The organism is Paenibacillus sp. FSL K6-2859 (assembly GCF_038008265.1).
Classification (GTDB): Bacteria; Bacillota; Bacilli; order Paenibacillales; family Paenibacillaceae; genus Paenibacillus_AQ; species Paenibacillus_AQ nitricinens.
On the sequence record NZ_JBBOYU010000001.1, the window covers coordinates 2,819,815 to 2,838,621 of the forward strand.

At 43.1% G+C, this 18,807-nt stretch carries 17 protein-coding genes; 12 read left to right on the top strand and 5 right to left on the bottom strand.

The window, feature by feature from the left end:
- The first annotated feature begins 97 nt into the window (after window positions 1–97).
- Window positions 98–628, top strand: a complete 531-nt coding sequence (locus tag MHB64_RS12350; protein WP_341134524.1) for a sigma-70 family RNA polymerase sigma factor — start codon at window positions 98–100, stop codon at window positions 626–628.
- A complete protein-coding gene (locus MHB64_RS12355; protein WP_341134525.1) occupies window positions 621–2,021 on the top strand; it encodes a DUF4179 domain-containing protein in 1,401 nt (466 codons plus the stop codon). The genes MHB64_RS12350 and MHB64_RS12355 overlap by 8 nt, the downstream gene beginning before the upstream one ends.
- 99 nt (window positions 2,022–2,120) lie before the next feature.
- Here MHB64_RS12355 and MHB64_RS12360 read toward each other — a convergent pair whose 3' ends face one another.
- The gene (locus MHB64_RS12360) at window positions 2,121–2,645 is read right to left on the bottom strand and encodes a type 1 glutamine amidotransferase domain-containing protein (protein ID WP_341134526.1); all 525 of its coding nucleotides are present in this window, start codon (window positions 2,643–2,645) and stop codon (window positions 2,121–2,123) included.
- A 206-nt stretch (window positions 2,646–2,851) separates the two neighbouring features.
- Between MHB64_RS12360 and MHB64_RS12365 the strand changes: the two genes are divergently transcribed.
- From MHB64_RS12365 to MHB64_RS12375, 3 genes are all read left to right on the top strand, one after another.
- Complete coding sequence (locus MHB64_RS12365) at window positions 2,852–3,304, top strand: hypothetical protein (RefSeq protein ID WP_341134527.1); 453 nt, start codon at window positions 2,852–2,854, stop codon at window positions 3,302–3,304.
- A 264-nt stretch (window positions 3,305–3,568) separates the two neighbouring features.
- Window positions 3,569–4,579, top strand: a complete 1,011-nt coding sequence (ccpA, locus tag MHB64_RS12370; protein ID WP_036686140.1) for a catabolite control protein A — start codon at window positions 3,569–3,571, stop codon at window positions 4,577–4,579.
- 89 nt (window positions 4,580–4,668) lie between these two features.
- Window positions 4,669–5,364, top strand: a complete 696-nt coding sequence (locus MHB64_RS12375) for a 5'-methylthioadenosine/adenosylhomocysteine nucleosidase (protein ID WP_341134528.1) — start codon at window positions 4,669–4,671, stop codon at window positions 5,362–5,364.
- Window positions 5,365–5,371: 7 nt separating this feature from the next.
- Here the strand turns inward: MHB64_RS12375 and MHB64_RS12380 are convergent, their stop codons facing one another.
- Window positions 5,372–6,004 carry a GNAT family N-acetyltransferase gene (locus MHB64_RS12380; protein WP_094875632.1) on the bottom strand — a complete coding sequence of 211 codons (633 nt, stop codon included), beginning with the start codon at window positions 6,002–6,004 and terminating at the stop codon, window positions 5,372–5,374.
- A 160-nt stretch (window positions 6,005–6,164) separates the two neighbouring features.
- Between MHB64_RS12380 and acsA the strand changes: the two genes are divergently transcribed.
- Window positions 6,165–7,889: an acetate--CoA ligase gene (gene acsA / locus MHB64_RS12385; RefSeq protein ID WP_341134529.1), complete on the top strand. Its 1,725-nt coding sequence runs from the start codon at window positions 6,165–6,167 to the stop codon at window positions 7,887–7,889.
- Between the two features lie 83 nt (window positions 7,890–7,972).
- Here acsA and MHB64_RS12390 read toward each other — a convergent pair whose 3' ends face one another.
- Together MHB64_RS12390 and rpsD are read right to left on the bottom strand one after the other, a co-directional pair.
- Window positions 7,973–10,885 carry a transglycosylase domain-containing protein gene (locus MHB64_RS12390; RefSeq protein WP_341134530.1) on the bottom strand — a complete coding sequence of 971 codons (2,913 nt, stop codon included), beginning with the start codon at window positions 10,883–10,885 and terminating at the stop codon, window positions 7,973–7,975.
- A gap of 145 nt (window positions 10,886–11,030) precedes the next feature.
- Entirely contained in the window at window positions 11,031–11,630 is a 600-nt protein-coding gene (gene rpsD / locus MHB64_RS12395) for a 30S ribosomal protein S4 (protein ID WP_042126823.1), read from the bottom strand.
- Window positions 11,631–12,029: 399 nt separating this feature from the next.
- Here rpsD and MHB64_RS12400 point away from each other — a divergent pair, with 399 nt between their 5' ends.
- The 5 genes from MHB64_RS12400 (at window position 12,030) to MHB64_RS12420 (ending at window position 17,100) form a co-directional block, all read left to right on the top strand.
- Window positions 12,030–14,024, top strand: coding sequence for a sensor domain-containing diguanylate cyclase (locus MHB64_RS12400; RefSeq protein WP_094868518.1), 1,995 nt, complete (start codon window positions 12,030–12,032; stop codon window positions 14,022–14,024).
- Between the two features lie 134 nt (window positions 14,025–14,158).
- Window positions 14,159–15,028, top strand: coding sequence for a hypothetical protein (locus tag MHB64_RS12405; RefSeq protein WP_341109004.1), 870 nt, complete (start codon window positions 14,159–14,161; stop codon window positions 15,026–15,028).
- Window positions 15,029–15,123: 95 nt separating this feature from the next.
- Window positions 15,124–16,239 carry an aminopeptidase gene (locus tag MHB64_RS12410; RefSeq protein ID WP_094868520.1) on the top strand — a complete coding sequence of 372 codons (1,116 nt, stop codon included), beginning with the start codon at window positions 15,124–15,126 and terminating at the stop codon, window positions 16,237–16,239.
- A 106-nt stretch (window positions 16,240–16,345) separates the two neighbouring features.
- Complete coding sequence (locus MHB64_RS12415) at window positions 16,346–16,591, top strand: HPr family phosphocarrier protein (RefSeq protein WP_042126831.1); 246 nt, start codon at window positions 16,346–16,348, stop codon at window positions 16,589–16,591.
- A 212-nt stretch (window positions 16,592–16,803) separates the two neighbouring features.
- The gene (locus MHB64_RS12420) at window positions 16,804–17,100 is read left to right on the top strand and encodes a YlaN family protein (RefSeq protein ID WP_042126833.1); all 297 of its coding nucleotides are present in this window, start codon (window positions 16,804–16,806) and stop codon (window positions 17,098–17,100) included.
- 94 nt (window positions 17,101–17,194) lie between these two features.
- On the opposite strand, the gene cax is transcribed toward MHB64_RS12420, so the two are convergent.
- A complete protein-coding gene (gene cax, locus MHB64_RS12425) occupies window positions 17,195–18,265 on the bottom strand; it encodes a calcium/proton exchanger (protein WP_341134531.1) in 1,071 nt (356 codons plus the stop codon).
- Between the two features lie 154 nt (window positions 18,266–18,419).
- Between cax and MHB64_RS12430 the strand changes: the two genes are divergently transcribed.
- Window positions 18,420–18,785, top strand: a complete 366-nt coding sequence (locus MHB64_RS12430; RefSeq protein ID WP_042126837.1) for an Asp23/Gls24 family envelope stress response protein — start codon at window positions 18,420–18,422, stop codon at window positions 18,783–18,785.
- Window positions 18,786–18,807: the final 22 nt, after the last annotated feature.

Below are 18,807 nucleotides of genomic sequence, written 5' to 3' on the forward strand. Positions count from 1 at the left end.
AAAACAAAACCGTTTGCGCTTCGGCGCAGTCTATACATAGAGCATGTTGTACAGGAATGATTTATGCGTGAAAGCAAGGGGGGAGGACAAAACAAGCATGGAACACATTATTAAAGACGAAATGGAAATAGTTGCTACGGAAGAAGATACATTCTACGAGCTGGTAGCTGAACAGAAAAAAAAGCTATACAGCATTGCTTACAGCTATTTGCGAAACGAAGCGGATTCTTTAGAAGTTTTGCAGGAGGCAACCTGCCGCGCATGGATTAAACGTAAAAGCTTAAAGGACTCCGAGAAGTTTGCTCCTTGGTTAACTCGTATTCTGATCAATTGCTGTAATGATGAGTTGAAGCGCAGAAATAGGAACGCTGTCACAGAAGTTGCTCGAAGTGATGTAGGGGTTATGGAGATGAAGAGTGACCGCAGGTTGGATATGGAACAAGCGCTGGATGGGGTTAAGCCGAAGTATCGGCAGGTGCTTATACTCAAATATTACAAGGATATGACTCTTTCAGAAATAGCAGAGGTTCTCGATAAACCGGAGGGTACCGTGAAGACTTGGCTGAACAAGGGACTAAAACAACTGCGTGACAAAATGAAACGGAAGGGGGAGCTATTTTATGGCTGAGTCGGAAGAACAGCTGCTGAACGATTATTTTCAGAAAATCAATATTGAGGCTGAGGAAATCCCGGAAGTTAAACTGGACATGGCGATCCGTAAGGGGATGTTACAAGGTAACCGTAAAAGGTTGGCTTTTAGAAAAAGATACGCTGTTGTTGCGTTGGCTGTCCTAACTATCGCCTTATTGATTATTGTCCCATGGGTACATCAGATGGCCAATCCTGTTCGTGCGCAGTTACCACCAAAAAGCTGGGGGAAGCTTGAGGTATTTAGACCCATTATCGCTAATAATCTGACTATAACATCAGCACTTGATGCGGGAATAATGAAGGAAGTAAATATTTCTTCAGCTGAGGTGGACGGAATAAAGTGGACGGTTAACGGAATTATGGCCGATCGAAGAGGAATTGCGGTTCTGTATACAATTGAAAACAATACAGATCGGAAAATGCAACTGTTTGGACTATCCTTGAAAAAGACTCCTGAAAGTAATATTTATCGCACAGGATACAGCGGGTTTAGCACTATTAACGCACAAGAGGTTGGATCTCCTGGGACAACTCGTATGTACGAGCAAATCGTATGGGATGAATATCAGGATGAGTTGGAAGACCCGTTGAATATTTCTCTAAGGTTGCTTCCAGCACCTGATGATCCAGCTTTATCAAGCGGTGAGCTTAAATCTTTAAACATTCAGATTCCAATGGATACCAACAAGGTTTATATTCAAGGAAAAAGAGTTGATCTAAAGGATAATCTGTCCATCGCCGGACAGCAAATTAACATGGAGAATATCTATATTGGACCTACGGGTATTTATATGCGGGAAAGATATGACCAAAAGAATACAATGAGGATATTTAATATGCTTTCACCTAAGCTTGTCATCGGAAAAGGAGAGCAACAAGAGGAGTTAATGTGGGTAAGTGGATCGAATATTTATCATAATGATAATATGAGACCTGATGATCCGATTAAGTTTGAAATTGAAGGGATTTCTGCTCTAGATCTATCTAAGCTGGAGCTTGTGATTAATACCGAAACACAGCAGATTCTGAAGGTACCCGATAACAATCTGACGATTTCCAAACGAATGGAGAACGAAGAGCAGGGAATTTTGGTGTTAGATTACTTTATTCCTAAAGAAGAGGAGGACTCGCTTAATGATAGAGGTTTTGGATTGAGCGATTATTTTGAAGATAGCTCTGGAAGCGGGCATATGATGGAAACTATCAAAAATGATTACTCAGGGTATAGAGAGTTTAATGAAAGTAGTAAGGGAACTACAATAACCTATTTCTTCAATGTAGGTAAGGAGAAGTTACCCCAACCGTTGACTTTCTGGTTTAATTCTTATCCAAACGTAATCAAGGAGAAAGCGTCCATTCGAATGAATTGAGTAACTCGGATGTCGAGCGAATTAAATCTAAAGCCCTGTTCTTCACGTTTAGTGAGAAACAGGGCTTGTTTAATTGTTAGACTATAAATCTACCGTATTTTATTCCCCAGCTAACGCATCGCAAAAAGCTTTACCATAAGGCGGCAGATCTGGCGGGCGGCGAGCAGAAATAATATGTCCATCCGTAACCACAGCTTCATCCTTCCATATCGCTCCGGCATTCTCCATGTCATCACGGATGCCAGGTGTAGAGGTGACGGTTACACCTTCGAGAATTTTAGCAGAAATTAATACCCAACCTGCGTGGCAGATTTGCCCAATAGGTTTCTTAGCTGCATTGAAATCCTGCACAAGCTGTAGTACGGCACTGTATCTGCGGATTTTATCAGGGGCCCAGCCGCCAGGAACTAAAATCCCGTCATAATCTGCGGCATTAAGATCGTCCCAGGAGTGCTCTGCTTTTGCAGGCACACCATATTTGCCGATATATGTTTTATCTTTTTCCAAACCTGCCAAGTGAACCTCAGCGCCTTCTTCTCTTACTCGGTACACGGGATACCAGAGCTCCAAATCTTCAAATTCATCGTCTACGAGTGCTATGACCTTTTTGCCAGCTAGTCTCATTTTGTAAAGCTCCTTTCGTATCACATGATCCTTCATATTCTATCAAATTTAAAATACGAAGTCATCTGGAGTGTTGTAAATTATAGACGAATTGCCAATTTAATCATTATATGCAATTAAGGAGGGTTTTAATCGAGAGAGGTCGAATATAGAAATTGAAAAGTCATACTTTGTACTTAATTCATTTCTTGCAAGAGGTGTAGAAGATGTATACAGATAACTTAATGGAGAAGTTGTGCAGCTGTGGTGGCCTCATGAACTTACATATGCATTCATTGATTTTTAATACGAGGGTGAAGATTACAAATGTCCCTGTCTATACTTGTCCGAAATGTACTAGTTATGAGCCCTTGTCGTTTATTAAAGCAGATCTAGGAAAGCTAGTGAAAGAACTGAATGCGGATTTGCCAAGACAAGATTTTTCGTTTACTCAAAGAAATGAATTAGCTAGTGTCCTAAAAGAATCTTTGACAGAGGTTATTGTCGGCGGATTTCAAGAATTAGAGTTGGCTATCCGAGAGACAATTCAGGCTAGAGTGGATATGTTACTTGATCTATACCGACTAGCTGAGGGGCTCGAAGACCAGAATTGGATGGAAGAAACTAGTCGAAGGCTGTCTCAATTAACATTCCAAACGACTAAAAACGCAAATTATTAAAACATTCTGTGAAAATAATGAAAAACTTTCACGGAATGTTGGATTTTTCACTCACTTTTTGTTACGATAGATAGAAGTTACATTATTGTGCTCGTGAATAGGGAGACCTACACTAGTCAAAAATTGTAATTAGGGGTTACGTCTTCATCCTTGAAAGAAATTTTGAAAGGAAAATGAAGCGTTATCATTGCACAATTGTACAAAGTGTCGTATCATATTTTTAATTAGTCGAACGATAAAATTTATCGCAATGGAGAGAGTAATTTGACGGTAACCATTTACGATGTAGCTCGAGAAGCAGGCGTATCTATGGCTACGGTATCACGGGTTGTGAACAATAACCCTAACGTGAAACCGCAGACCCGGAAGAAAGTTTTTGAAGCGATTGAGCGTTTGGGATATCGTCCCAATGCCGTGGCGAGAGGACTTGCCAGTAAGAAAACGACAACCGTTGGGGTTGTCATCCCTGATATTTCAAACTCGATTTTTGCAGAAATTGCACGCGGGATTGAAGATATCGCGAATATGTATCATTACAATATTATATTGTGTAACGCGGATAAGCGTAAAGAAAAGGAAATCCGTGTCATCAATACCCTTTTGGAGAAACAGGTCGATGGTCTGCTCTTCATGGGTGGTACGGTAACTGATGAACATATTCAAGCTTTCCAGACTTCTGCAGTTCCGATTGTCCTATGTGCTACACGGGATGAGAAGGGGACTTATCCTTCCGTTGACATCGATCATGAAACCGCTGCTTTTGATGCAGTGAATACATTGATCCGTCACGGTCACCGTGAAATCGCAATGATCAGTGGTACACTGCAGGATCCTGCGAATGGATATGCGCGTTTCCATGGTTATAAGAAAGCCCTTGAACAGGCTGGAATCGAATACCAAGAGGATTTAGTTCGTATCGGTAACTACCGCTATGAATCTGGTGTCGAAGCCATGAAGTATTTCCTTGGACTCAAGAAGAAGCCAACCGCTATTTTTGCCGCAACCGACGAGATGGCTATTGGTGCAATTCACAGTATTCAAGATGAAGGTCTGAAAGTACCGGATGACTTCTCCATTATTAGTGTGGACAACATCCGTATGGCTTCGATGGTTCGTCCATTGTTGACGACAGTAGCCCAGCCTATGTATGACCTAGGTGCGGTAGCAATGAGACTTTTGACGAAACTCATGAAGAAAGAGACGGTTGAGAATCCGCGGGTTATCCTGCCTCATGAAACGATTCTCCGCCTGTCTGTTAATCATCTGAATAAGTAATTTAAGAACTAAACAGTATTTCCGTAAAAAGCTCCTTTTGGAGCTTTTTATGTTTTTTACAGAGTAAATCATCGGAGGAGGCGTTATCTTTGCCTGAAATAATCGGATTAATTGGTGCGATGGATGAAGAGATTAAGCTACTACTAGAAAGGATGAAAAATCAGGAGACGAAGGTCAAGGCAGGCATTCATTATTACATAGGAAATATATTTGGAAAGTCTATAGTGCTCTGTAAATCTGGGGTAGGTAAAGTGAATGCGGCAGTTACGACACAAATTCTAATTGATTCTTTTGGTGTGTCTCGTGTGTTGTTTACTGGAGTTGCTGGGGCTGTGCACCCTGAGTTGAATATTGGAGATATTGTTATATCATCTACTTGTGTTCAGCATGATATGGATGCTACAGCACTTGGCTTTTCAAAAGGTGAAATCCCTTATCAGGATCATTCTGTCTTTCAGGCAGACTCTTCATTGGTACGCCTTGCTGAGAGGGCGTGTAACGAGCTAGGCCAAAAGTACTTGATCGGCAAAGTACTTTCAGGTGATCAATTCATTTCTAATGCGGAGATTGTAGCCAAATTAAGAGAGGAATTGGACGGAGCGTGCGTGGAGATGGAAGGGGCGGCGGTTGCACAAGTGTGTGTGATGAACGCCACTCCCTTTGTTATAATTCGTTCGATGTCTGATAAGTCTGACGGGTCAGCAAATGTGAGTTTTAAGGAGTTCACGGTGGAAGCCTCGGGGCGCTCACATTCTATATTAGAATATATGCTGCAGCATCTTTAATACTCGTTTAGTACATGAAGCGCTGTCTAAAGCGTACTCTGTCGAAAGTCTCCTGTGAGGACATAGGTACCTCTTGTCCAATACGAACCATTAGGCAGTTTGCTGGATGTGAACAGATTTCGGGATCATCTGTAGCATACCAAACCATATTTACAGTTTTCATTAGCCGCTCCATCATTTGACGATAAGCCCACACATCAAGTCCACTTCCTTTTAAATCCCAGTGCCAATAATACTCTGTTGTAAAGACGATACAATTCTCTAATTGCTCTTGCTCAAAAGCAGTGGAAATCAGCAGCCGGCCTAGTCCGGCTCCCCTATAATCATTACTCACCTCAATAGCTCCAAGCTCAATTAGATCCATCATTCCACCCTGTGACCAAAGCTCCATTTCATCCGGATAATGAAAGGTTACATAGCCTATTATAGTGCCATCCTCTACAGCTGTAATTATTCGTCCTTCTGGCAGGCTGGCAATCTCTATGAGAGCTTCATGCTGTTCAATCGGCTTGCGGAAGGCATCAAGATCATGATGCATGTGGAGGGCTTTGAGGTCCTCTGGAGATCGGGGGCCACTTATTGTTAGTGTCCTGCCTTTATATGAAAGCGTATGGGAAACAGGGATTTTACGATGTTCCATAGCCGTGCTCCTTCCGGATGATAAAATATGGAATGTAAACGTTTGCTATGTTATACTAATTCAGACATAAAAAATTCACATTCAGTGCATTGACATCATTATCTAAGAAAAGAGTCTTACCCTTAAAGCTTAAATCAAACGAGTGAGGGAGGCAAGAGTGATGGGTCAAGTCCATAGCGAAATTTTGCCTGGCCGTGTGCAGAGCTCCAATATGTCTGATTACACCCAGGCAGTAGCCAATTTTAAGTGGGAGGATGTTGAACGTAACTTCTCATGGTATGACACTGGAAAGGTTAATATGGCACATGAAGCAGTGGATCGCCACGTTCAAGAAGGACGGGGAGCGGCAACGGCCCTGCTCTACAGTGATGCGGTGCGGGATGAATCCTATACATTTGCCGATCTGCAGGAACGGTCGAATCGATTCGGAAATGTATTGCGTAAATATGGTATCGGTAAGGGAGATCGGGTATTTATTTTTATGCCTCGTCAACCGGAACTATATTTTAGTTTACTAGGCATTCTGAAGATTGGGGCAATAGCGGGCCCTCTGTTCGAAGCCTTTATGGAGACAGCAGTTAAGGACCGGCTGGAAGATAGTGGTGCGGTTGCTTTGGTTACTACACCGGAGCTACTTCATCGTGTGAAGCGAGATGAGCTTCCGAATTTGCGTCATGTTTTTCTAGTAGGCGGCACCACTGATATCGAGCAAGGTAACTTAGGTTTTACTGAGGAGATGGATAACGCATCTTCTGAGCTCGAATTGGAATGGCTTGACCTGGACGATGGCCTTATCATGCATTATACATCTGGTTCTACAGGAAAACCTAAAGGCGTTTATCATGTGCAAAGAGCAATGATTCAACATTATTATACAGGTAGAGTGGTGCTGGATCTACGTCCGGATGATATTTACTGGTGTACAGCTGATCCGGGCTGGGTGACAGGAACATCTTACGGAATATTTTCACCCTGGTTAAATGGGGTAACGAATGTCGTGAGAGGGGGACGTTTTAGTCCTCAGGATTGGTATAAGACGATTGAACGAAATAAGGTTAGTGTTTGGTACAGTGCACCTACAGCATTTCGTATGTTGATGGGTGCGGGCGAGAGTTCCATTCAGGGAATTGATTTGAGCAGCCTGCGCCATGTCCTGTCTGTTGGAGAGCCATTAAATCCTGAAGTGGTGCGGTGGGGAGATAAATTCTACAACCAGCGCATTCATGATACTTGGTGGATGACAGAGACGGGAGCGCAACTGATCTGCAACTATCCTGGAATGGATATCAAACCAGGCTCTATGGGCCGTCCGTTGCCAGGCATTGAAGCAGCGATTTTAGATGATCGAGGCAATGTTCTCCCACCATTCTCAATGGGGAATCTTGCAATACGGACGCCTTGGCCATCCATGATGAATTCGATCTGGAACAATAAGGCGAAGTATGAGGAGTATTTCCGCATTCCTGGTTGGTACATTTCTGGTGATTCTGCTTATATGGATGATGATGGATATTTCTGGTTTCAAGGACGGATTGACGACGTTATCAACTCTTCTGGTGAGCGTATAGGACCTTTTGAAGTGGAGAGTAAATTGGTAGAGCATCCAGCTGTGGCGGAAGCGGGTGTAATTGGTAAACCAGACCTGGTGCGTGGGGAAATTATTAAGGCTTTCATTTCACTGAGAGAAGGCTATACTCCTACAGCTGCTCTCAAAGAGGAGATCGCGGCATTTGTTAAAGCCGGACTATCAGCGCATGCTGCACCGAGAGAGATCGAATTTAAGGATAAACTTCCTAAGACACGATCAGGTAAAATCATGCGGCGCGTATTAAAGGCTTGGGAGCTTCATCTCCCAACTGGTGATTTATCAACGATAGAAGATTAGAATGGATCATAAAAAAACACCGTTCCCTTATGAATTAAAGGGAACGGTGTTTTGCTGTGTGAAGTTATTCTCTTGACTACCGGTTAATGGTTTCCAGTCGTATTGCCGGCTTTGCCACTATTACTGTTTCCGTTACTGCTACCTTCGCCAGATGGTGTTGAAGTAGGCGTAGGAAGAATGGTTCCTGGAATCTCAATATCCTCTCCTGGTGTACTCTCAGAGTCTGTAGGAGGCGTTGTCTCCGGTTGTTGATCCGGAGTTGGTTTTGCTTCCGGAGTCGGTGTAGTGCCTCCAGCAACGCTGCCAGAAGCTGTCTCATTACCTGCGACATCAACAGCACTGACATAGAATGTTGCATTGGCACTTGCAGGCGTTCCTGGCGAGAATACCTTGCTCTCGTCAGCCATAATTACAGCTTGCTTCTGGAATGACCCGCCGTTTAAAGAACGGTATAAGCGGTATCCGACGACATCTGGAGAGCCGCTTGGAGAGAAGCTGATCACAGCTTTTCCAGTGCTGTAAGAGACACTGACATTTCCAGGGGCAGTAGGAGCAGAGCCATCGTCCACGCGTGGATCGACTTCAGTAGGGAAATCTGTTTTGGCATCCGCTGGCATATAATACTCCAGCGATTTATGCTCCTTCATTTTAGGGAAAGCTGCCAAGAGCTCCTTAACTAATTCCTGGATCGGTTTATCGCGTTTAACTACGATTTTTTCTTTTAGGAAATCCTCCGGTGTACCTTCGAGCGGGATATAATTGACGCCATTGTAAGTAATATATTTGGCTTTGGATATCCCGTCGTCGCTCTCTTTAGGTACATATTTCACATTGAAAAGATCCGTTGTGAATTTGTCAGTTAGGGCCGTTGGCAGTTTACCGCTGTATGCGGAAACTGTCTTTTTGATAATCCCCTCAGGTTGTGCGAATTTGTCTGTAACGAACAAGTCTGGCTGCTTATCAATAACAGCATTCAGGACTTTAGCCCATAAGGTCTGTGCTTGTCGTTTCTGTGTATCTCCTGTAAGGGTATTAATTTGTTCCTTATACCCAACCCACATGCCAAGTGTGACATCAGGGGTGTAGCCCATGAACCAGACATCTCCGTAGTTCTGAGTGGAGCCAGTCTTACCTACAATCGGAATGTCTTTAAAGTGTTTATAATCTCTTCTTACTGTACTTGCAGTACCTTCTGTAATTACTGTACGCAGCATATCGGTCATTAGATAAGCAGTCTGCTCAGAGAATACTTGTTCAGGATTAACCTTGTGCTGATAAACGATCTTGCCTTCCGAATCCACAATCTTCTCAATCATATAAGCATCATTAAATGCTCCCTGATTGCCAATGGCGGAATAGGCATTGGTTAATTCTTCAACGGATGTACCGTATCGAAGACCACCTATAACCCCAGTCTGCGCTCTGTAATCATCTTCAGTGAGTGTAGTGATCCCTAGCTTTTTAGTAAAGGCCCAAGCATCCTCTATTCCGACCTTTTCGTTAAATAGTTTAAGTGCCGGTAGGTTGAGGGATTTATTAAGTGCATAGCGAGCCGTAACTAAACCCTGATAGCGATTGTTTGCATTTTTAGGAATATGGAAGCCTTTCCCGCCATCCTTCAAAATGATTGGAGCATCATCTAAGATCCCGGCAGGTTGAATCAGTCCTGCATCTAAGGCAGGTAAGTATGCTGAAATCGGCTTCATCGTTGAGCCAGGTTGCCGGACCATTTGGGTTGCATAGTTCATTTGCTCGATATTAAAATCGCGGCCCTCAATCATACCGAGAATGGCTCCGGTCTTGTTGTCGATCAATATACCAGCCGTCTGTTCAATACCTTTTGTTTTGCTGTCCTTGGTGAAATTACTGCTATCTTCGGAAATACTGTGCATTGCACTGTATACTTTCTTATCAATCGTGGTATAGACTCGGTAACCGCCAGTCATTAACTGTTGTCTTGCTTCCTCAAGAAGTATGGCATTATCACTAGAGCTAGTGGTATCGGTTGTACTGTTTTTCTCTTCATTTAGTGACAAAATAATCTCAGCTGCTTTACGCTCCGTCTCCATCATCAGGTATGGATATGTAGCATAGGCTTTCTTAGTGTGAGGAGCGAGAGAGCTTTTAATATCGAATTTGAGTGCTTCATCATATTGGGAGGTAGTGATCTTGTTCTCCTCCAGCATACGACGAAGTACAAGCTGTTGACGATCCATAGCTCTGTTGAACGCCTTTGCGTTAAATTCTCCAACGCCATTGAATGCTGAATAAGCGGAAGGGAGCTGTGGAAGGCCGGCCAAATACGCCGCTTGGGCAATATTCAGCTTGTCTAGATCATCCAGACCGAATATACCTTTGGATGCAGCTTTAATCCCAAATACGTTATAGCCATTCGAGCCATTACCGAACGGAACCTTGTTCAGATAAGCCGTTAAAATCTCTTGCTTGGTCAAGAAGCGCTCTAGTCTAAGTGAAAGTAGAATTTCTTTTGCTTTGCGATCTTCTGTTCGATCCAGATTGAGAAATACACGTCTTGCGAGCTGTTGAGTAAGAGTACTGCCTCCGGTCTGAACAGATTCATTTAATATCTTTTGTTTGACGGCACGTAAGGTGCCTTTGAAATCCACGCCATTATGCTCATTGAAATTATTGTCCTCTATAGCGAGAACTGCATCAATAATAATCTGGGGGATGTCGTTGTATTGAATGAGCCTTCGATCTTCTTCTGTACGAAGCTGGCCGATCGGTGCGCCATCACGGAAGTATGCGAATCCGGTGATCGCATTTTGCCCGACTTGCTGTTGAATCATTTCCTCAGAGCGAACAGGTTCATCTTTCACCATGGAAGTGACATATCCTGCTGCTGCACCACCGACGAACAGAATGCCTATTATGCCAAGAATAAACATCCACTTAACTACAGAGCCGAACCTGCTAAGCCCAGATCTGCGGGGTGAAGGCTTCTTTACGTTTTTTTTCTTGTTCTCTTGAACCATCGACGATAATTCCTCCTTTTAACGGAATTATTATAGCACAAATTGGCGATTTTGAATGCAGTCGGAGTGTTCATTACCTATTAGAATAACAAAAAGCCTCCGGATAAATCCGGAGGCTTTGGCCATACTCGCTATAAGCGAGATATTAACGGTTGTAGAACTCGACGATTTGTTTCTCATCGATATCCTGGGAAAGCTCGGAACGTTCTGGCAAACGAATGTATTTACCTTCGAAAGATCCTTCAGCATATTCCAGGTAAGCTGGTAGGTGGGAACGGTTAGCAAGAGCTTCTTTGATGGAAGCCATGCTTTGGCTTCTTTCGCGAAGACCGATAACGTCGCCCAAGCTTACACGGTAAGAAGCGATGTCGACTTTTTTGCCGTTAACAGTTACGTGTCCGTGGGATACCAACTGACGTGCACCTGCACGGGAGTTAGCAAATCCAAGACGGTAAACTAGGTTGTCCAAGCGGCTTTCAAGCAAGAACATGAAGTTTTCGCCCGCAAGACCTGGAAGTTTTTGTGCTTTAGTGAAGAGAGTTTTAAATTGCTTCTCTCCCAAACCATACATGTGACGCAGTTTTTGTTTTTCCAAAAGCTGCATTCCGTAGTTACTTACTTTTCTGCGTTGGTTAGCTCCGTGTTGTCCTGGTGGAAAAGGGCGTTTCAAGTCTTTTCCTGTACCGCTTAGGGAAATGCCCAGACGGCGGCTGAGTTTGAATTTAGGTCCGGTGTAACGTGCCATGTTATAGTAGACTCCTTTATAATTGAAATTTCAGGGTAGGGCCTATTTGCGCCGCATTTCGTATCCGTGATTAGCATTAATGGCTTCCACACTGCCAGGGAAGTTCAGCCGCTGCCCTGGCAGTAACGAAATGCGTGAGGGTGACACAACGTTACGCCCAAGTAAGACTTGTTACAGTCTTGTTCAACAATAAATATTATATGAATACAGTATACAAAGTCAAGCGCTTATTAAAAGAGTTTTTGTCAATCTTTGTCGATAGTTCTTTGGTCCTAAAAAAAAGTCCCGGAAATGATGAAAATATAATGCAATGCACAAAGAAAGGGAGTAAAATATAGTTAATTAGTTGTTACTAGGGAAGATAGTTTTCTTAATCAAGATGCAAAGGGGATCTTCGTTATGTCAGAGCAGAAAGCATACGTCCATAAAGACAGCCGTATGCTGTTACAGGACAACATACACGCTAGTAGAGATTCCGAAGATCCCACCGCCTGGCTTAGGGAAACGGAAATAGTAACGCATGACTTCCCTTATCTAGCAAATCTGATTGCAGACAGTTTCAATGAATGGTTTGGTGGGCTCGATGTCCTCCCATTCTCCAGATCATGGGAATGGTGTGTACTGAATTTTGAAGGTAAATATTTAAATAATAATTTGGGTCAACAAGAACTATGGAGGCAGCACTGGGAACAGGCAGCGGCTTCCAGCTTAATTTCAGGATCAATCTCTGCCATTCCGTTAACCGTAGAAGGTAAGGATCTAAGTTTTTTTACTATACCGCTATTCACTCGCGTCGATAATGAAATTTTTGCATTTTTGGGCTGTTCTATGCCAACGCAACAATATGAAATGGGTGGAAGAGATACTGCAGAAGCTATGTCGCTGCATTACCGCACCTGTTTTTATCATAAGTTTGAACATATATTTGTAGCTGATCTTGCAAGTACCCATATTCATGCAGAACGTGAAAGCAATCGTCGTTCATTGTTATTTCAGATTGTCCAGCGGATGCATGACAATATTGATGTTGATGCTGTACTTTCGGAAGTCATTGATAGCATCTCTGCGATGTACCCTGGAGCCAGACTCGACCTGTATATGTCACAAGATCATCGCAGCACTAATCCGCAGGTCAAACCCTTACCTTTCCACATGTCCAGTGATGATGTCTGTGCCAGGGCGTTCAAGGATGGACGTGTTGCACTGAACACTAGTGATGAAGATCACCGAAATGTAGAAATAGGGCTTCCGTTAGGTGGTAAGCAGGGGGTTTATGGGGTATTCCATATGGTGATGGATAATCCAATCTTCCCTGACGTTGATTTAAGGTTTCTCACAATGGTAGCCGATACGGCTGGAACTGCTTTTGAGAATGCCAAGCTTTATGAGCGCTCCAATCAGCTGATCCGTGAGCTTCGCATGAGTAACGAGCTTACCCAGCGTTTGAATCAAAGCTTGCGATTAGGCGATATTTTTCAATTTGCGTTTGAAGAGCTACTTGAAATGTTTGGTGCAGATTACTGTTGTATCTTACATATGAATGAGGAAAAGGGTGGCCTAGAAGTTATTGCCTGCAACCATCCCTCATTGCAGAATGAAGTATTAGAAGTAGGGGCAGGTTTAGGTGGAAAGGTATATTCCACAGGTGAATCACTGATTATGTCTGACTACATAGATAATCCTAAGACAACTTCCCGACTAATGAATGCTACCGGTTCACAGTCGCTGATTGCTACACCTCTTAGTGTGGGGGGAGAAGTGCGAGGTGCGATTATGCTGGCACATCGAGATTCACATTATTTTTCCTATGACAACTACAGGCTGTTGCAGGCGATGGCGGGACATATAGGTCTAGCAGTAGGTAACGCCAGGCTACATGCTGAAGTCAGACGTCTTGCGAACAGAGATAGCCTAACAGGTCTCTATGCTCGTCATTATTTGGACGAAGAGATAAAAGAAAGACAGTCTACGGACTTCTGCGGCTGTTTAATTGTTGTGGATATTGATCAGTTCAAAATCGTGAATGATACCTATGGTCATCAAAAAGGCGATAAGATTCTAAAAGAGGTTAGTGAAATTGTAAAATCTTCCATCCGTCAAGGGGATATTGCCGCGAGATGGGGTGGGGAGGAGCTCTCCGTTTATTTACCGTTGATGGGAATGCAGCAGGCGGGTTATGTAGCTGAGCGTATACGCAAACGCGTTATGGAAGAAACTGAACCTAGTGTAACGGTATCCTGCGGAATAGCGGAATGGAGCTGGATGGACGATCGAGTAAGTGTTGAGTCATTATTTTATCGAGCGGATATGGCGCTGTATAAAGCTAAAAATAACGGTCGGAACCAAGTTGTTTTTGATACCAAAGAAAATGATAGCAATATTAAGAACTCGTGAGGAAAGTCTCAGGGGTTCTTTTTTATATGCGCAGTTATTATGGCTCTAATTGCGGTATAAGGCTTGCAGGAAGGGAGAACCCTATACGCGTGGGTTGTACTTAAGTAAAATACTCCGAGAAAGGCCTGAGGTCCGTGAGAAAGCTATTATTACTTAAGGGAGGACTCCTCCCTATAGTTCTGACACTGTATTGCCTGTTATGTAGCGGCTGTAGCGTTATAAGAGACAAACCTGCGAAGGAAGATTTAAGTTTGGCGTTGGCAGGGATGGCTGGAAGTGATGAGGTTGTTTTTGAAGGGGCGAATATGCTGACACGAGGGGGAACAACGGTTCCTGAATCCTTATTGTTCTACGGAGGCACAGTGCAGGATCATAAAAAAGTAAAGCTGTACACCCTTCTTCCAGATAAATCAACGATCCAAAAAACAGCTGCTGGTGGCGTTAAAGACTTAAAGAGTAACGCATATGCTATGAAACCTTATTACAGTCAGTTAGAGAAAAAAGAGGGCAGATGGGAACTTCAGACCACTGAAAATTCCTCGGAGGAGGGAAATCCATTACCTGCGCTAAATCCGTTAAAGCAACTCGAGGAACTTGAGTCCATGGAGAAGAGTGTAACCGAAGAGGCAGGAGCTGGCAGAGGGACAAGTGTGCTGCGAATCGAATTGACGCCTTCAGAAGCTAGGAAGCAGCTGTCTGCTGAATTGGAGAAAGAAATGCAGAACCTTCGTCCTAAAGTTCCTGAATCCGCAGAGAACAACGCAGAGGCTGATCAGGCAGTGACGGAAGCTTTGGAGAAGCTGTGGCAGAAGAAAAATAATGAGCTACAGCAAAAGCTGAAACAGGCTAATGTAGAAACGGTCTACCACCTAACGGTTGATAAGAAGCATAATCTTCCCAGAAGGCTTACCTTGAATCGAAAAGTAAGCTATTCCGGTGAAATGATGAATAAATCTGAAAATGAAACTTATGTATCTAAAGTGGATTTCACAGGTTACCGTTAATCTTTACATTGTTTAGCAGGTCTTGCGCTCCATAAAGGGCGTGCTACAATAGAACAGCATGCTTATTTTTCAGACAGAGGAAGGAAGAGTACACAATGAAAGATCCCAGAATTCAAAAGCTGGCGGCAAATCTTGTAGGTTATTCCGTAGATGTTCAGCCAGGTGAGAACGTGCTTGTAGAAATGATTGGCAATGAAAGAGATTTAATCAAAGCTGTTGTTGAGGAAATCGGTAAAGCTGGCGGTCATGCTTTTGTACAGTTGACAGATCGTACCGTCCTACGCAGCATGCTTAAATATGCAACACGTGAGAGTCTTCAGACATGGGCTGACATTGACTTGAACCGGATGAAGCAAATGGATTGCTATATCGGCATCCGTGCAGGTGAGAATGTAAATGACCTGTCCGATGTTCCAGAAGAAAATATGAAATTGTATAATTCTTTGTATTCCCATCCAGTGCATAGTGAACAACGCGTGAAGCATACAAAGTGGGTAGTATTACGTTATCCCAATGCGAGTATGGCTCAGCTTGCAAATATTAGTACAGAGGCATTTGAGGACTTTTATTTCGAAGTGTGTAATTTGGATTACGCCAAAATGGACAAGGCTCAGGATGCATTGGCTGATCTCATGCGCAGAACAGATAAGGTACATATTTCAGGTCCTGGAACAGATCTTAAGTTCTCCATCAAAGGAATCGGTGCAGAGAAATGCTCTGGACAAAAGAATATTCCGGATGGCGAGGTTTACAGCGCTCCTGTTCGTGATTCTGTAAATGGAATGATCAGTTATAATGCACCGTCCGTTTATAATGGAGTAACTTTTGAAAATATCAAATTCAAATTCGAGAATGGTAAAATTGTTGAAGCAACAAGCAATGACTCCGCTCGCTTGAATGAAATCCTGAATTCAGATGACGGCGCACGTCACATTGGAGAATTTGCCATAGGCTTTAACCCTTATATTTTGCACCCAATGAATGACATTCTGTTTGATGAGAAAATTGCAGGCAGCCTGCACTTTACACCAGGACAAGCATATGATGTTACAGATAACGGAAACCGGTCCTCCATTCACTGGGATCTTGTATTAATCCAACGTCCAGACTATGGCGGCGGGGAGATTTATTTTGACGATGTATTAATCCGTAAAGATGGAATCTTCGTGTTACCAGAACTGGAAGGTCTGAATCCTGAAAACTTGAAATAAGCTGTAAAAGTAAGAAAACACCTTGCACAAGTAAGCGGATTCAAGGTATCATAAGAAATGATTACAAATGACTTATGTTTCATAATCAAGTTGCGGAGGGATTTCTATGTCCAGTAACAATGCGGCAATCGTTGATATTGCTCAAACGGCAGGCCAGTTCAACTCTTCAATCGTTCTTCAAGCGGACAACAAGTACATTGATGTTAAGAGTATCCTTGGTTTGTTCACGACTTTGGTATCAAGCCAAAGCTACGAGCTTCATGTTCACGGAACAGATGCAGAAGAAGCTAAGAAGGCAATGAGTGAAGTTTTTGCTAAACACGGTTTGAACTTTACAGTTGTAGCTGAGTAATAGTTGTATGTAAAGACGTCCTACCGATTTACGGTGGGGCGTTTTTTCTAGAAATAGATGAGGAACTAATGCTATCCCTTATAAACAACATAGCTGCTTCTTTCAAATAAATGGTTAGTATAAACAGAATTGTTGTATTGATATCCGATTTCGACTAATATTAAGTAAAATAGTAAAAGCAGCTTAACTTTTGGACATGGGGGGGAAGAGGCATGACTTCGTCGGAATTACAGGAACAGTTTAATCTTAAAGCGATCAATCTTCTACAAGAAGATGCCGATAAAATTCAGCAACTTATTGAAGTGCAGATGGAAAATCTGGCAACACGCTACTGCCCTCTCTATGAGGAAGTGCTCGATACCCAAATGTACGGTTTCTCAAGAGAGGTCGATTTTGCGGTTAGAGCAGGTTTGGTGCCAGAGATTACCGGTAAAATGGTGCTGAGTAAGCTGGAGCGGAATTTAGCAGTACTCTATGAGGCATTGAATAACAAAGCAAAAGAAGAATAAGTTTTGATTTATAGTATTCATAGAAACGCACATGAGGACAGATCGTCACTCATGTGCGTTTTTTTTTGAGAATTATAGAATGAATGGGGAGTATTTATACTAGATAAAAGGAGACTCCAAGAATTAGATAAACCGTTAATAGCAAGAGACCCTCATACCAGTTGGTCGAACCATCCTGAGTGATTGATTTGGCAATAAAGACGGCGACGCCAATGGCGACAATTTCGATCGTTGTAAACACAATGTCCATAGTGTCACCCATAAAATAACTGGCGAAGATAAGTACAGGCGCTACAAATAGTGCAATTTGAAGACTACTCCCGACGGCGATTTCTACTGCTGCACCGATTTTATTCTTCATAGCCAGCATAATGGCTGCACTATGTTCTGCGGCATTACCGATGATTGCCACGAGGAAGGCGCCTACAAACAGTTCACTAAATCCAAAGCGCTCAGTTAGTGTCTCAAGCGTCCCTACCAGCCACTCACTCACAAAGGCTACCATTACGGTAGCAAGAAGCAGATAAAGGATGGATCGGTTTCTGGACCACTTAGGCGCATGCTCATGAGCCATTTCTTCCCTACCGTCTTCTGTAACGTCCTCTAGATGTTTCTTGTGCGTAATCATAGAGAAGATTAACCAGGCCATGTAGGAGGCGATGAGCAGCCCGGCAACGATTAAACTGAGCACGTCTGTATCTTTTTCAGTAATGGAATGGGTATTGAAGAACATAGCCGGTACAAATAAAGCGATCACCGCTACGATCATAAGGGAACCGTTCATACCAGCGAGGGTTACGTTAAAGTTCTGCACTTTGAACTTCATCCCACCAGCGAAAATACTTAAACCTAGGACAAGCAGCAGATTGCCAATAATGGAACCGGTAAGACTGGCTTTCACCATGTCGAACAGTCCTTCCTTCACTAGGAAAAAGGCAATGATTAGTTCTGCGGCATTACCGAAGGTAGCGTTTAGGAAGCCGCCTAACCGCTGTCCAGCATAATGTGCCACACTTTCTGTGGCGCGGCCCAGAAAGCCAGCCACGAACACAACGGCTACTGCAGAGAGAACGAACTGAAGCGTGTGGTCCCAATCTGCATAATGGCCTATGGCACTAAGGATAAAGGTGATTGCCAGCAAAGCTGGTGAAATCCATTTTTTCAATGTAAAGTACACTCCAATCTATGTATTCAGGATCAATTCATAATCAATATACCCAAATTATTCCTAAGTGTAAACGAGAAAGCGAGAAACTGATTTGCTTTTTAGCCTGTTTAGGAATTACAATAATTGATAATGAGTTTAGGGGGGATATGGCATGGCAGAACAACTTCAATTGGAAATGGGAAATATTCGAATTTCAAATGACGTCGTCTCGAAAATTGCCGGATTGGCTGCCTTGGAGACTCCAGGAATTGCAGCCATGTCAGGTGGCCTATCAGAAGGCTGGGCGAAGCGTCTAAGTGGTAAGAACGTTCAAAAGGGCGTTACCGTTGAAGTGGGGCAGCTAGAAGCAGCTGTGGATCTGCGTATTATAGTTCTCTATGAAACACCGATACATGAAGTGTGCCGGATGCTTCAGCAGAACGTACGCGAGGCTGTGGAGAGCATGACTGGACTTCATATTGTTGAGGTGAATGTCAAAGTTGAAGGCGTAGCCTTTAAGAACGATGAAATTGCTTAATGCTAAAGAGCTTGTACATAAA

Bases quoted from the DNA above. Each gene is read 5' to 3' on its own strand.
- rpsD (WP_042126823.1), bottom strand. From the start codon at position 11,630: ATGGCACGTTACACCGGACCTAAATTCAAACTCAGCCGCCGTCTGGGC.
- MHB64_RS12380 (WP_094875632.1), bottom strand. From the start codon at position 6,004: ATGGAACATCGTAAAATCCCTGTTTCCCATACGCTTTCATATAAAGGC.
- MHB64_RS12430 (WP_042126837.1), top strand. From the start codon at position 18,420: ATGGCAGAACAACTTCAATTGGAAATGGGAAATATTCGAATTTCAAAT.
- MHB64_RS12390 (WP_341134530.1), bottom strand. From the start codon at position 10,885: ATGGTTCAAGAGAACAAGAAAAAAAACGTAAAGAAGCCTTCACCCCGC.
- MHB64_RS12415 (WP_042126831.1), top strand. From the start codon at position 16,346: ATGTCCAGTAACAATGCGGCAATCGTTGATATTGCTCAAACGGCAGGC.
- MHB64_RS12355 (WP_341134525.1), top strand. From the start codon at position 621: ATGGCTGAGTCGGAAGAACAGCTGCTGAACGATTATTTTCAGAAAATC.
- MHB64_RS12410 (WP_094868520.1), top strand. From the start codon at position 15,124: ATGAAAGATCCCAGAATTCAAAAGCTGGCGGCAAATCTTGTAGGTTAT.
- MHB64_RS12360 (WP_341134526.1), bottom strand. From the start codon at position 2,645: ATGAGACTAGCTGGCAAAAAGGTCATAGCACTCGTAGACGATGAATTT.
- MHB64_RS12400 (WP_094868518.1), top strand. From the start codon at position 12,030: ATGTCAGAGCAGAAAGCATACGTCCATAAAGACAGCCGTATGCTGTTA.
- MHB64_RS12365 (WP_341134527.1), top strand. From the start codon at position 2,852: ATGTATACAGATAACTTAATGGAGAAGTTGTGCAGCTGTGGTGGCCTC.
- MHB64_RS12420 (WP_042126833.1), top strand. From the start codon at position 16,804: ATGACTTCGTCGGAATTACAGGAACAGTTTAATCTTAAAGCGATCAAT.
- MHB64_RS12350 (WP_341134524.1), top strand. From the start codon at position 98: ATGGAACACATTATTAAAGACGAAATGGAAATAGTTGCTACGGAAGAA.
- acsA (WP_341134529.1), top strand. From the start codon at position 6,165: ATGGGTCAAGTCCATAGCGAAATTTTGCCTGGCCGTGTGCAGAGCTCC.